The organism is Curtobacterium sp. SGAir0471, from assembly GCF_005490985.1.
In the GTDB taxonomy this organism is placed as follows: domain Bacteria; phylum Actinomycetota; class Actinomycetes; order Actinomycetales; family Microbacteriaceae; genus Curtobacterium.
The window spans coordinates 518,933-531,836 of the sequence record NZ_CP027869.1; the positions used below are offsets into that span (position 1 = coordinate 518,933).

The following is a 12,904-nucleotide window of genomic DNA, read 5'->3' on the forward strand; positions in this document are numbered from 1 at the left end:
GAACGCAGCCAAGCTGCGTCACCCTCTGCCTGCCTGAGTCAAGTTTGGTGCTCCCTCATCGGATCGACTTGAGGGGCCGTAGGATTGTCCTCATGTCCGACCAGCCCGAGTCGCGACGCGCTGCTGTACGCCGGGGGAACAGGGCCCGGACCGTGCTGTGGATCGTGCTCGCCGTCGTCCTTCTGCTGATCCTCGCCGTTGCATGGGTGGGGGTCCGCGGTGCGCTCGCGAAGGGCCACCTCGAACGCGCGGTATCCGAAGTGACGAGTCTGCGGTCGCAGCTGGGCGACGGTGACACGAAGGCGGCGCATGCAACCGCGGCCCACCTGGAGGGCGAAGCCTCGGCGGCGCGGGAGCTCACCGGCGATCCTGTCTGGGGCGCGGCGCAGTACGTGCCGTTCTTCGGATCCAACCTCCGCGCGGTGCGTGAGGTCTCGGTCGTCGTGGACGACGTGGCGTCCGGAGCTGTCAGCCCGGTGGCGCGCGTCATCGGCGGTCTGAGCACTGATTCGCTCGCGCCGAAGGGCGGCAAGGTCAACCTCGAACCGCTGGTGAAGGCGCAGCCGGCCGTTGCGCAGGCCGCGGACACGGTGGCGAAGGCGGATCGCGATGCGAACGCCATCAACACCAGCGACACGCTGTCGCCGGTCACGTCTGCGGTCAATCAACTGCGGAACGCGCTGCGCTCGGCGTCCGGGCAGCTGGACACCGCGAACCGTGTGGTGCAGCTCGCCCCGGCGATGCTGGGTGATGGCGGCGAGCGCAATTACGTCCTGCTCTTCCAGAACAACGCCGAGCTGCGCGCGGGCGGGGGCATCCCGGGAGCCGTAGCGCTCCTCAAGGTGCAGGACGGCGCGATCTCGCTCGGTGACCAGGCGGCCGGCTCGTCGTTCGGACCGTACGAGAAGTCCGTCCTGCCGCTCGACCCAGGGACTCGAACGCTGTACGGCGAGATCACCGGGCGGTACATGCAAGATGTGACGCTGACGCCACGGTTTGACGTCTCGGCGCAGCTCACTCGAGAGATGTGGAAGCAGAAGTTCGGGCAGCAGGTCGACGGAGTGCTCGCGATCGATCCGGTGACGCTGAGTTACATCCTGCGGGCGACCGGGCCGGTACAGCTCCCGACCGGTGACACGCTCACGTCGGACAACGCGGTGCAGCTGCTACTCAGCGATGTGTACGCGAAGTACCCCGACCCGAGCGTGCAGGACCTCTTCTTTGCGTCGGCCGCCAGCGCGGTCTTCGACAAGGTGGCGACCGGGTCGTTCGACGCAAAGCAGTTCGTCAGCGCGCTGACGCAGGGAGCGCAGGAAGGTCGCCTTCGGCTGTGGAGCGCGACGAAGGCCGAGCAGTCGCAGCTCGAGGGCACACCGCTTGCGGGCGACCTGCCGGTCGCGACGACGTCGCTCCGACAGTTCGGTGTCTACCTCAACGACGGCACGGCCTCGAAGATGGACTACTACCTCGAGAAGACGGTGTCCGTCGGTGCCTCGGTCTGCCGCGCAGACGGCCGACCCACATCCGCGGTCGAGGTGACGATCAAGAACACCGCTCCTGCCGACGCTGCGACGAGCCTGCCCGAGTACGTCACCGGCGGAGGAGACTTCGGAACCGAACCGGGAAAGATCAAGACCCTCGTGGCGGTCTACGCACCCGAGGGTGCGATCTACCTCGGGTCGACGCAGGACGGCAAGCAGGTCCCCGTACAGACGGTCATGGACGGCGATCACCCGGTCGTGCAACTCCAGACACTGCTCGCCCCAGGGGAGTCGACGACGTTCCGGGTCGCCTTCCTCGGTGAGCAGAAGGACGCGAAGGCGGCCGTCGACGTGCTGTCGACGCCAGGCGTGCGGCAGAGCAAGGTCCTGCCGTTGCGGTTCGACTGCGCGAACCCGACGCCCGCCGACTGAGAGCAGCGCGGACCATAGGGCGAGTTCGCCCCGCGGCCGCGATCCTCGAGGCGTGTTGATCCGCATTGCGCAACGCCAGGATGCCCCAGATCGGGGGTGGCGGGTGTTCCTGAGGACACCGCTCATGCGGGCGAGCATGAGTGGACGGCGCTCGGAGGCCGTCCCGCTGAGAACCCGAAATGCTCCATGATCTGGGGTTTTCGACTGGTCTACGACTGCGAGGTGGTGATGGTCACCGGCGATCCGCGTCCGTCGCGCGAAGTCATCAACGTGACGCTTGTGAAAACTTTCGCCTGAGGTGGCAACATCCTGAGGATTCCCGCTAGATTGAGGGAACTTCGCCATAGCGACCGCTTGCTCCTTCGCGGCACGTTCCAGGGGGGAGTGCCAACGGGCTCTGGGTGTCAGGGTCTGCAGGATCAGATCTTTAGGGGAAACACTTCATGAAGAAGCTCATCGCCGCTGCCCTCATCGCGGGCGCAGCCTTCGTCGCGATCCCGACCGCGGCCAACGCCGCGACCGGGTACGCCCCGGAGTCGGCCGGCTCGGTCTCGGGCAACTACGTTGCCGGTGGCACCGCTGTCGTCAACTTCAACAACAACGTCTTCGCCGCGGGCGAGACCGTCAACGTGCAGGTCACCGGTGCCGGTGCCGTCACGCTCGGCGCGCTCCCGACCACGACGGTCTCGAAGACCTACACGGCGAACGCCGATGGTGGCCTCACGATCCGTGTCACCTTCCCGGCCGGCGGCTCGGGTAGCTACAACCTCACCGCGACCGGCGCCACCTCGACCACCGTGGGCACGGCGTTCTTCACCATCGCCCCGGCTGCTGGTGGCACCAGCACCACGGTCGGCTCGACCGGCGGCTCCGGCACGCCCGGCCAGCTCGCCTTCACCGGTGGCACCATCTCGACGCTCGGCCTCTGGGCTGCCGGCGGCGCCATCGTCCTCGGTGGTGGCCTCCTGGTCGTCCGCAAGTCGGTCCGTCGTCAGCGCGACGCCGCCTGAGAGCAGCTCGACTGAACCGAACGGAACCCCCGGCACCTCGGTGCCGGGGGTTCCGTGGTGTCTGCGCCCGAAGGCACACCCCGCGACCCCGGCCCGGGCCCGGAGTCGGAGCGGATCCCTGAGGCGGCTGCAGGGGCCGCCGACCAGGGGTCAGGTGACGAGGAGGGCGATCGCGACGATCGCCACGACCGCGAGCGGTGCCACGATCCACAACCACCACGGAAACATCGAGGGCGGCCGGTAGCGGCGGCGTTCGGGTCGAGCCATGCGCTGACCGTACGGCCACGTTCTCCAGGAGCGGGGCGAGCGGGAAGCGAAGGCTCTCAGGCCTGCCGCACCCGCCCCAACACCACGACCCCCACCAGCACCCCCAGCACCGCCCCCGACGTGTTCGCCAGCACGTCGTCCACCGACGCGAACCGCGCCGGCAGGAACAGCGCCTGCACCGTCTCGATCGCGCAGCTCGCCAGGAACCCGCCGAGCATGCCGACCCACCACGCCTGCGCCCCGAACAGCAGCAGCACGAAGAAGCCGAACGGCACGAAGAAGACCACGTTCGCCGTGAACTCGACCGCGTCGTACCCGAGCCACCCCGGCGCCCCGAGCCGATGACCGGCCGCGATCGCCCGCACCAACCACGGGTGGATCCCGCCGTCGACGGGGGAGCCCGCGGTTGCCACGAGCACCACCACGAGCGCGTAGACGGCCGCGAGCGTCCACGCCACCCGACGAGTCCGTCCCGACGCGTGGGCGGCCCGGTGGCGCGCGTGCCAGGCCGCGTCGGCGAGCGACCCGATCGCGACCCCGACGAGTCCCGCGAGCGCGACGGACCGGAACCGCCCACCCGGCGTCGACGACTGCGCCGCCAGGACCCCGGCAGCCAGCAGCACGACGACCGCACTCACCAGGGCGCGTCGACGCACCCCGTCCGGCCGGGAGGCCCTGCTCGCCCCCGCCAGCAGCACCGGCAGCAGGGCGGTCACCAGGGTCACCCCGATCGCCGCCACGAACCCGTCACCGAGCGTCAGGGTGCCGTGCCCGAGCGCGCGCAGCGCGCCCACGACGTGGAGCAAGGCGGACCGCACGCGGTCGGCGAGACCGGGCACCAGCAGGACCGCGCCCACGAGCACGACCGCAGCGAGCGTCCCGCTGCGCACGATCGTGGTCCTCGTCGCGGTGTCCATCGGGATCGACGGTAGTGGGCCGCGCCTCCCGGCCGGACGAGACGCGAGGGTGACTCGAGAAGGTGACCGAATCAGTTCATCCACGAAACGAGTACCCCGATCGCCCTCCTGTACCCCGTTCTCGTGTCCCCCAGGCCCGGAAATCCGGGGCTCTCCCCCGACGCGCATGCACGGATCCCGTGAAAGGGCGGGCATCGCTGGCGTGACCGGGGGACGTTCTCGTACGGTTGTCACGTCAGCAGATGTACCCCGGATCGCGAAGGAGAGCGACATGAGCACCACGGTCACCACCGACAACCGCGAGGTCACCCTCGACACCGAGACGGTCGACGTCATCGCGATCCTCGAGGCCGAGGCAGAGCACTCCGGCCGCGCCGCCCGCGCCAAGACCACCTGGACGCAGGAGGACGACGGCGAGTGGATCGCCAACTACGGCGGCTACTTCGGCGGCAGCGTCGACAAGCGCGACGGCCGCTACGTCGCCTCCGACACCTTCGGGCTCGTGGTCGGCGACTTCGCCACCCTCGAAGAGGCCCAGGCCAAGCTCGCGGACCAGCTCCACGTGATGCTGCCGTCCGTCATCCGTCCGGTCGCGTAGTGCCCGACGACCATCCGGCGCCGACCGCGGTCGGCGCCACCAGCCAGACCAGCACCGCCAGCACGATCAGCTCGACCCGAACGATCAGCACGACCCGAACCACCAGCACCGTCCAGCACCACAGCAGCACGAGGAGCACCACCATGAGTACCAGCGTCGCCAACAGCCACCAGGCCGAGGTGACCGTGGACACGGCGACCATCGAGGTCATCACCGGCATCGCTGCCGGCGTCGTGTCCCCCGACGCACCGGCCCGGGCGCACGTCGTCTGGTCCGAGGCCGACACGGGGCTCTGGGCGGCGAACTACGGCGGCTACTACGGCGGCGTGATCGACCAGCAGGGCGCACACTTCTTCGTCTCCGACACCTTCGGCCAGTACGTCGGCGACTTCCGCTCGCTGCACGAGGCACAGGACCGCCTGGCCGAGCGCCTGCACGACCTGCTGCCGGACGTGCGCCGCACACTCTGACCGCACCACGATCCGACCGGGAGGCCCGGATCACCTCCGCCACACGGCGGACGTGATCCGGGCCTCCCGTCGTCGTGCACCCCACCCGGGCACCGTCCGGTGCGCTCGGCGGCGTACCCCCAGTTCGAGGAGGGTCCCCCACACTGGGGACCACTGTTGCCCCCCTCGTTCCTCAGAGTCCTGTCAGGATCGGCACGACGCCAGTGACCGTCCCTCATGCACGGACCGTCACGTCACTTCGGCGTCAGCATCGTCTCGACCCGAAAGTGACTCATGCTGCCTGTGCACCAGGGCACCCGTGTGCCCGGACGCGTCCACGCGCGACCACGACCCGGTATCCGCACCGTCGCCATGCTCGGCGTCGCCCTGCTCGGCGCCGTCGGCGTGACGCAGGCCGTCGTCGCCGACCCGGCCGCCGCCGCGACAGCGCTGTCGTGCGACCAGAACACCCTGTACGCCATCAACACCGCGCAGAACCAGCTCGCCGCGATCGACGCGACCACCGGTGCCGTGACGAACGTCGTCCGCATGGACCCGGCCGACAACGCCCTCGCGGTCGCCCGCAACGGTGTCGCCGCCTACGCCGCGGTGAACAACGGCAACACGATCACCTCGTACGACGCGGTCAACGGCGTCCGGAACCCCGACGTCACCAACGCGGACCCGGGCGGCAACCACCAGCTGCTCCGCGGCGCGATCAACCCCGCGACGGGGATCTACTACTACGCGAGCGGCGCCAACCCCGCCTACCTCGGCGCCTACGACACGAAGACCGGCACGAAGATCGGCCAGGTCGGCACGATCGGCAACCTGCTGACGGGCAAGAACGGCGACATGGCGTTCAGCACCCGAGGTCTGCTCTTCGTGGTGACCGGCAACCAGATCCGCCGCGTGGACGGGGACACGGTCCCGACCACGGCGGGCACCACGGCGCTCACGACGACGCTCGTCGCGACGCTGCCGATCGACGCGAGCACCGCGGGGAGCCCGGGCATCGGCTTCTCGGCCGACGGGTTCCTCTTCGCTTCGGTCGGGTCGAGCGTCTACAAGATCGACCCGGGTTCCGGCAAGCAGGTCGGTGACCCGGTGACCATCGCCGGTGGCTACACGCCGAGCGACCTCGCCACGTGCAACTACGCCAACACGCTCTCCGCGCAGTCGAGCGTCGACCACCGCTGGGCGTCGGGTGACCAGTTCGCCCTCGAGGTCACCGGCGGCGGCGTCAGCACCGGCAACACGGCGACCACGGCGGACTCCACCGACGGCGTGCAGTCGCAGAAGGCCGGCGCGGTCCTGACCACGCCGAAGAACCGGTACACGGCGACGCAGAAGGCAGCCGGCACGACCGACCTCGCGAACTACGCGACGACCTGGCGTGCCGAGAACATCAACTCCGGTGCGGTGATCGCCCAGGGCGACGGCAACACGGCCGCCTTCGACTTCCCCGCGGCCACGAGCGCCGACGGCACCGACGTCGTCGTCACCTTCGCCAACACCGTGAAGGCCACGCACGTCGCCACCACCGCCGACACCGCGACCACCACCTCGGGCACCGCCGTGACGAAGAGTGCCGCCGACGGCGTGCTCGCGAACGACACCGGCACCGGCCTGAGCGTCGTGTCGAACACGCAGCCCGCCCACGGATCGGCGACGGTCCGTCCCGACGGCTCGTACACCTACACACCTGCCGCGGGCTTCTCCGGCACCGACTCCTTCACCTACACGGCGAAGGACTCCTCCGGGCAGACCGCGACGAGCACCGTCACCGTGACGGTCACGCCGAAGGGCGCCGACGACGCCTTCTCGGTGCGCGCCGGCGGGACCGCGTCCGCGGACGCAGCCAACGGCCTCCTGGCCAACGACGGCGGCAGCGACCTGACCATCACGAGCCACACCGACCCGACGCACGGCACCCTCGAGCTCGGGACGGACGGCTCCTACCGGTACACCCCGGCACCCGGCTTCTCGGGCACCGACTCCTTCACCTACACCGCGACCGACGGCAACGGCGCCACCACGACCGCGACCGTCACCGTGACCGTCACGCCCGCGGCGACCGCTGACTCCATCACCGTGACCGCCGGCGGGCCGACCACGGTCGGCGCTCCCGGCCTGCTCGGCAACGACCAGGGCACCGACCTGACCGTCACCGGATCGACCCAGCCCGCGCACGGCACGGTCACCGTCGGGTCGGACGGCTCGTACACGTACACCCCGGCCGACGGCTACTCGGGCAACGACTCGTTCGACTACACCGTCACCGACGGCAACGGGAAGTCCGACACCGTCACCGTGACCGTCCTCGTGCGGCCCGCCGCGAACGACGACACCCTGACCACGCGCGCCGGTGACACGCTCACCACCACCACGCCGCAGGACGGCCTGCTCGGCAACGACCGTGGCACCGGCCTGACGGTCACCGGCAACACGCAGCCGGCGCACGGTGCGCTCACGCTGAACCCCGACGGGACCTACTCGTACGTCCCCGCCACCGGGTTCTCCGGCACGGACACCTTCCAGTACACGGTCACCGATGCCGCCGGCACCGTCGCGACCGCCACGGTCACCGTCGTCGTGCCGCCGACCGCTAAGGACGACACCGCGTCGACCGCCGCGAACACCCCGGTCACCGTCGACGTGCAGCGCAACGACCTCGGCACCGGGCTCAGCACCCAGATCGCGACGCAGCCCGCACACGGCACCGCAGCGGTCGACGACCAGGGCCGCATCGAGTACCGCCCGGCCACCGACTGGTCCGGCACCGACACCCTGACCTACCAGGTCGTCGACAAGGCCGGGCGCAGCTCGACCCAGGCGACGGTCACGATCACCGTCGCACCGATCGCCCGTCCCGACGACGCGTCGACGACCGCCGGCACCCCGGTCACCGTCCCGGCGTCGACCCTGCTCGGCAACGACTCCGGCGCCGGCCTGACCGTCACCGGTGTGAGCCGGGCGACCGACGGCACCGTCGTGCTCGACGCGGACGGCAACGCCGTCTACACCCCGGCCGACGGCTTCTCGGGCACCGGCACCTTCTGGTACGACGTGCGTGACGCCTCCGGTGGGACCGCGTCCTCGTGGGTCGTCGTCATCGTCGGACCGCAGGCGACCGCCGACACCGCGACCGTCCCGGCGTCCACGACGCTGACCGCCGGCGCGGCGAAGGGCGTGCTGGCGAACGACCAGGGCACCGGCCTCACCGCGACGCTCGACGAGGAGCCGCTGCACGGCACGGTCGACCTGGCCGCCGACGGCTCGTACACCTACACGCCGACCGCCGACTGGTCGGGCTCGGACCGCTTCACCTACACGGCGACGGACTCGTCGGGTCAGAAGAGCACCGGACTCGTGACGATCACGGTCACGCCCCGCACCGAGGACGACCGGATCCGCACCGCGGCCGACCAGCCCGTCACGGTGACCTCGGGTGACCTGACCGGCAACGACCACGGCTCCGGGCTCACCGTCACGTCGGTCGGACAGCCGAGCGCCGGCACCGTCGTCCTGAACGCCGACGGCACGATCACGTACACCCCGGCTCCGGGCACCTCGGGCACGGCGACGTTCCCGTACGGAGTCACCGGCGCGAACGGCAACACGGCCGAGGGCACCGTCACGGTGACGATCACGCCCGTGGTCGTCGCGAACGACGCCGACGCCACCGCCGACGGCACCCTCGTCGTGCCCGCCGACAAGGGCGTGCTCGCCGGGGCGACCGGCACCGACCTCGCGGTCACCGACAACACCGACCCGAGCCACGGCACGGTCGAGGTCGGCAAGGACGGCTCGTACACGTACACGCCCGAGCCGGGGTACTCCGGCACCGACACCTTCGACGTGACGATCACCGACGGCTCCGGGAACACCACGACCGGCACCGTCACGATCACCGTCGCGCCGAAGGCCGTCGACGACGCCGTGACCACCACGGCGGACACCCCGGTCGACGTCCCCGTCCTGCGGAACGACAAGGGCACCGCGCTCCGCGTCACCGGGGTCGGCACCGCCGCGAACGGGACCGTCCGCACCACCGACACCGGCGTGACCTACACGCCCGCAGCGGGCTGGTCCGGCACCGACACCTTCACCTACACGGTGACGGACGGCACCGGCTCCACCGCCACGGCGACGGTCACGGTCACGGTCACCCCGACCGCAGCCGACGACGTCCTGCAGACGCCCGCGAACACCTCGCTCGCGATCTCGCCGGAGACGCTCACCGGCAACGACACGGGCTCCAGCCTGACCGTCACGGCCGCCACCGAACCGCGCCACGGCACCGTCACGAAGGCGGCCGACGGCACGCTCGTCTACACGCCCACCACGGGCTGGTCGGGCACCGACACCTTCACGTACACGGTCACCGACGCCTCCGGGCAGACCGCGACCGCCACCGTGACGGTCCTGGTCGGCGCGGTCGCGACCCCCGACCAGGGCACCACGACGACGAACGGCACGCTGACCGTCCCCGCCGACCGCGGCGTGCTCGCCGACGACTCCGGTGCCGGACTCACGGCGACGCTCGACCGGAAGCCGAAGCACGGCACGGTCGACCTGGCGAAGGACGGCTCGTACGTCTACACGCCGGCGGAGGACTTCTCCGGCACCGACACCTTCACCTACACGGCGACCGACGCCGAGGGGCAGACGTCCACCGGCCTCGTCACGATCACGGTCACCCCGACCGCGGGCGCCGACGCGGCACGCACCACCGCGGGCACGCCGGTGACCGTGCGCGGTCCGGGCGTGCTCGGCAACGACCACGGCTGGGCACTCCGCGTCGCCTCGGTCGGCCGCGCGCAGCACGGCACCGTGACGATCGCCGCCGACGGCACGTTCGTCTACACGCCCGAGGCCGGGTTCTCCGGCGTGGACACCGTCACCTACGAGGTGGTCGACGCCGAGGGCCAGCACGCCGAAGCCCTCGTCACCATCACGGTCGGGATCGCCGCCATCGACGACAGCGCCAGCACGGTCACCGGCACCGCGATCGCCCGCGACGCCCAGCACGGCCTGCTCGGCAACGACCGGGGGACCGGCCTGACCGCCGCCCTCGACCGGAAGCCCGCGCACGGCACCGTCACGGTCCGCCCCGACGGTTCGTACGTCTACACGCCCACGACCGGGTTCACCGGCACCGACCGGTTCACCTACACGGTGACCGACGCGTCCGGCCAGACGACGACGGCGACCGCGGTCATGACGGTCGTCGCAGCCGCCACCGCCACGGACGACTCCGCGGTCGGTGCGGTCGACCACCCGGTGACCATCCGTCCGATCGACAACGACCACGCCAGCGGCGGAGCGCACTTCGTGCCGTCGACGCTGCACCTGGTCGACCCCGCCAGCGGTGCGCCGACCGACCGGGTCGTCGTGCAGGGCATGGGGACCTGGCAGGTCCAGGACGGGACCGTCGTGTTCACCCCCGAGCACGGCTGGGCAGCGCGCACCTCGGTCGACTACACGGTGCTCGACAGCGCCGCGCAGCTGGTCCGCGCGACCATCGAGGTGTCCTACCCGACCGGCCTCGCCGCCGCGGCGCACATCGCGAAGCTCGCCTTCACCGGCACCACCGGGCTCGTCGGGCTCGGCCTGGCGGCCGCCGCGATGGTCCTGGCCGGGGTGTTCCTGGTGGTCCGCCGCCGGGGTGACGGCGCCACGGTCGTGACGGGGACGCGTCGCCGCAGCGGGTCCTGACCACCGCACCACACGAACCGGACGGGAGGCCCGGACCACGTCAGCCGACAGGCGCACGTGATCCGGGCCTCCCGTCCGTCGTCCGTGATCGCGACCCGACGTCGGGTCGCCGTGTCCTCGGGTCGCGCCTGCCTCGGGTCAGTGGAGCGGCCCGTGGCGCAGTGCTCACCTGAGAGGTTCGATGAGCTGCGGGCCGTCGTTGCGCACACTGTTCACCGCGCGGGAGACCTCGTACTGCTCCAGCCCGGCCGCGACCGCGAGCGACTCGTGGTCGAGCAGCGCCAGCAGGTCGTCGGAGCCGAGGTCCCCGTCGAGCCAGTCGTCGTAGCCGTCCGGGGTGAGGAAGGCGGGCATCCGGTCGTGGACCTCGCCGGGGGCGACGTGCGCGTCACGGGTGATGATCGCGAGCGACAGCCGCCATTTCTCCGGGTCGTCCTCGGGCTTCGTCGGGTCCGGCCAGGCGCTCACGATGCCCGCCATCGCGAGTGCACCGCCGGGTTCGTGGACGAAGTGGGGTTCCTTGCCGTCCTCGCGGACGACCCACTCGTAGTAGCCCAGGGCGGGCACGATGCAGCGGTTCGTCGCGAACGCCCGCTTGAACATGCCGCTCGTCGCGACCGTCTCGATGCGGGCGTTGATCGGCTTCGGCCGCTGCTTCCGGAAGTCCTTCGCCCAGCTCGGGACGAAGCCCCAGCTGATCTGCGGGAGCTCGCGCTGCCCGTGGCGCTGCCGGACGGCGTACACGGGATCGGTCGGCGCGACGTTCCAGCTCGGGGCGAGGCCGGCGTGCACCTCGCCCGTCTCCTGGTCGACGTGCTCGGTGCGCGCGGCGAGCTCACCCACGAGCTCGGGCAGCAGATCGGCCGTGGTGTCGGAGACGACGAACCTTCCACACATGCGCCCAGTGTGCCCGGCGCAGCCGACAGTGGTGCCGGTGGGGCTGCGAGGTCAGCCTCTGCTTCCGCAGCTTCGCTCCCGCAGCTTCGCTCCCGCAGCTCCGATGGAGCAGAAGGCGTCGGGTTCGCGTGCACGAACCGACGTCTTCTGCTCCACGGACGACCGTGGGGCGCGGCCGTGGCGGTCACTCGCCGGGCAGACGGACCTTCGATCCGTGCGGGTGCCGACGCCAGAGCGGACGGTGCTTCGGCGTTGGTGGCGCCGTGTCGAGCGCCGCGAGGCGGGCACGTTCGGCGCGGCCGAGCCGACGGACCATGTCCGGCAGCGTGAAGAGGTACACGAAGGGCCAGAGGACGACGAAGACCTCGATCTGACCGGAGACGAGCGCCGCGAGCCCGCCGGAGGCCGCACCCACCAGGAGTGGACCGAGCCGCGAGAGCCGTCGCACCAGCCCCCGCTGTAGGAGGGGCACGTCGGCCAGGACGTCGTCGCAGTCCTCGGGGGCGATCGGCCGTGCGCGCCGCTCGAGGTAGGGCTGCACCGACCACCGCACCGACATCGTCGCGTCGGGTCGGACCTGCCGGCCGTTGATCCTGAGCTCCGGACCGACCTCGCGCGCGGTCGGGAAGCACGAGTACGCGATCGCGAGGACACCGAGCGTGGCGAAGGTGATCGCCGCGATCGGCCGGAGGACGCCGGGTCCGGCCCACCCGTGGGCGAGCTCTGTCGCGACGAACACCACGAGTGCGATCGCGGCGATCCCGGCGGCGAGCCAGAGGGCACGGCGCACACGCTTGCTGTCGACAACCTCCCAGAGGCTCCCGCGCAACACCTGCCATCCGAGCCGGTACACGTGTTCCTTCTACCCGGCGATGCTGCCGGGCGGGTGAGCGCGGCCCGGGGTGCAGCGGCCGCTGTGCGTTCGACCTGAGCAGGGCTCGTCGGACCGGATCGTTCCCGGGGCCACAGCACCGATGAGTCGGCGAGGTACGGGACGCTTGTCGAGCACCAGCGGGTCCCTCCCTTCGGGGGCGTCGACCGGGTTCCTCGCGGCGACCTATGATCGTGCATCGAAGCGCTGCCAGACATCGGGTGTTCCCCGCGACGCGGGCGCCCCGTACGCAGTGAGGGA

General features: G+C 71.1%; 9 protein-coding genes. 5 read left to right on the forward strand and 4 right to left on the reverse strand.

Features of this window, described 5'->3' with window-relative positions:
• The first annotated feature begins 92 nt into the window (after positions 1 to 92).
• Both C1N91_RS02495 and C1N91_RS02500 read left to right on the forward strand, forming a co-directional pair.
• Positions 93 to 1,913 carry a DUF4012 domain-containing protein gene (locus C1N91_RS02495; RefSeq protein ID WP_137766465.1) on the forward strand — a complete coding sequence of 607 codons (1,821 nt, stop codon included), beginning with the start codon at positions 93 to 95 and terminating at the stop codon, positions 1,911 to 1,913.
• Positions 1,914 to 2,356: 443 nt separating this feature from the next.
• Positions 2,357 to 2,923 carry a sortase gene (locus tag C1N91_RS02500; protein WP_137766466.1) on the forward strand — a complete coding sequence of 189 codons (567 nt, stop codon included), beginning with the start codon at positions 2,357 to 2,359 and terminating at the stop codon, positions 2,921 to 2,923.
• A 323-nt stretch (positions 2,924 to 3,246) separates the two neighbouring features.
• Here the strand turns inward: C1N91_RS02500 and C1N91_RS02505 are convergent, their stop codons facing one another.
• Complete coding sequence (locus tag C1N91_RS02505) at positions 3,247 to 4,107, reverse strand: VanZ family protein (RefSeq protein WP_175415882.1); 861 nt, start codon at positions 4,105 to 4,107, stop codon at positions 3,247 to 3,249.
• Positions 4,108 to 4,378: 271 nt separating this feature from the next.
• On the opposite strand from C1N91_RS02505, the gene C1N91_RS02510 reads away from it, so the two are divergent.
• Entirely contained in the window at positions 4,379 to 4,705 is a 327-nt protein-coding gene (locus C1N91_RS02510; protein WP_137766468.1) for a hypothetical protein, read from the forward strand.
• Here C1N91_RS02510 and C1N91_RS16580 read toward each other — a convergent pair.
• On the reverse strand, positions 4,686 to 4,850 hold the full coding sequence (locus tag C1N91_RS16580) for a hypothetical protein (protein ID WP_175415883.1): 165 nt from the start codon (positions 4,848 to 4,850) through the stop codon (positions 4,686 to 4,688). The two genes, C1N91_RS02510 and C1N91_RS16580, sit on opposite strands and share 20 nt — an antisense overlap.
• Between C1N91_RS16580 and C1N91_RS02515 the strand changes: the two genes are divergently transcribed.
• Both C1N91_RS02515 and C1N91_RS02520 read left to right on the forward strand, forming a co-directional pair.
• On the forward strand, positions 4,849 to 5,175 hold the full coding sequence (locus C1N91_RS02515) for a hypothetical protein (RefSeq protein ID WP_137766469.1): 327 nt from the start codon (positions 4,849 to 4,851) through the stop codon (positions 5,173 to 5,175). The genes C1N91_RS16580 and C1N91_RS02515 overlap by 2 nt on opposite strands.
• 351 nt (positions 5,176 to 5,526) lie before the next feature.
• On the forward strand, positions 5,527 to 10,875 hold the full coding sequence (locus C1N91_RS02520; RefSeq protein WP_137766470.1) for an Ig-like domain-containing protein: 5,349 nt from the start codon (positions 5,527 to 5,529) through the stop codon (positions 10,873 to 10,875).
• A gap of 165 nt (positions 10,876 to 11,040) precedes the next feature.
• Here C1N91_RS02520 and C1N91_RS02525 read toward each other — a convergent pair whose 3' ends face one another.
• Together C1N91_RS02525 and C1N91_RS02530 are read right to left on the reverse strand one after the other, a co-directional pair.
• Complete coding sequence (locus C1N91_RS02525; RefSeq protein ID WP_137766471.1) at positions 11,041 to 11,772, reverse strand: SOS response-associated peptidase; 732 nt, start codon at positions 11,770 to 11,772, stop codon at positions 11,041 to 11,043.
• Positions 11,773 to 11,956: 184 nt separating this feature from the next.
• Positions 11,957 to 12,625: a hypothetical protein gene (locus C1N91_RS02530; protein ID WP_137766472.1), complete on the reverse strand. Its 669-nt coding sequence runs from the start codon at positions 12,623 to 12,625 to the stop codon at positions 11,957 to 11,959.
• Positions 12,626 to 12,904 lie beyond the last annotated feature (279 nt).

Excerpts from the sequence above, each read along its gene's own strand:
- C1N91_RS02510 (WP_137766468.1), top strand. The coding sequence starts at position 4,379 with ATGAGCACCACGGTCACCACCGACAACCGCGAGGTCACCCTCGACACC.
- C1N91_RS02515 (WP_137766469.1), top strand. The coding sequence starts at position 4,849 with ATGAGTACCAGCGTCGCCAACAGCCACCAGGCCGAGGTGACCGTGGAC.
- C1N91_RS02505 (WP_175415882.1), bottom strand. The coding sequence starts at position 4,107 with ATGGACACCGCGACGAGGACCACGATCGTGCGCAGCGGGACGCTCGCT.
- C1N91_RS16580 (WP_175415883.1), bottom strand. The coding sequence starts at position 4,850 with ATGGTGGTGCTCCTCGTGCTGCTGTGGTGCTGGACGGTGCTGGTGGTT.
- C1N91_RS02525 (WP_137766471.1), bottom strand. The coding sequence starts at position 11,772 with ATGTGTGGAAGGTTCGTCGTCTCCGACACCACGGCCGATCTGCTGCCC.
- C1N91_RS02500 (WP_137766466.1), top strand. The coding sequence starts at position 2,357 with ATGAAGAAGCTCATCGCCGCTGCCCTCATCGCGGGCGCAGCCTTCGTC.
- C1N91_RS02495 (WP_137766465.1), top strand. The coding sequence starts at position 93 with ATGTCCGACCAGCCCGAGTCGCGACGCGCTGCTGTACGCCGGGGGAAC.
- C1N91_RS02520 (WP_137766470.1), top strand. The coding sequence starts at position 5,527 with ATGCTCGGCGTCGCCCTGCTCGGCGCCGTCGGCGTGACGCAGGCCGTC.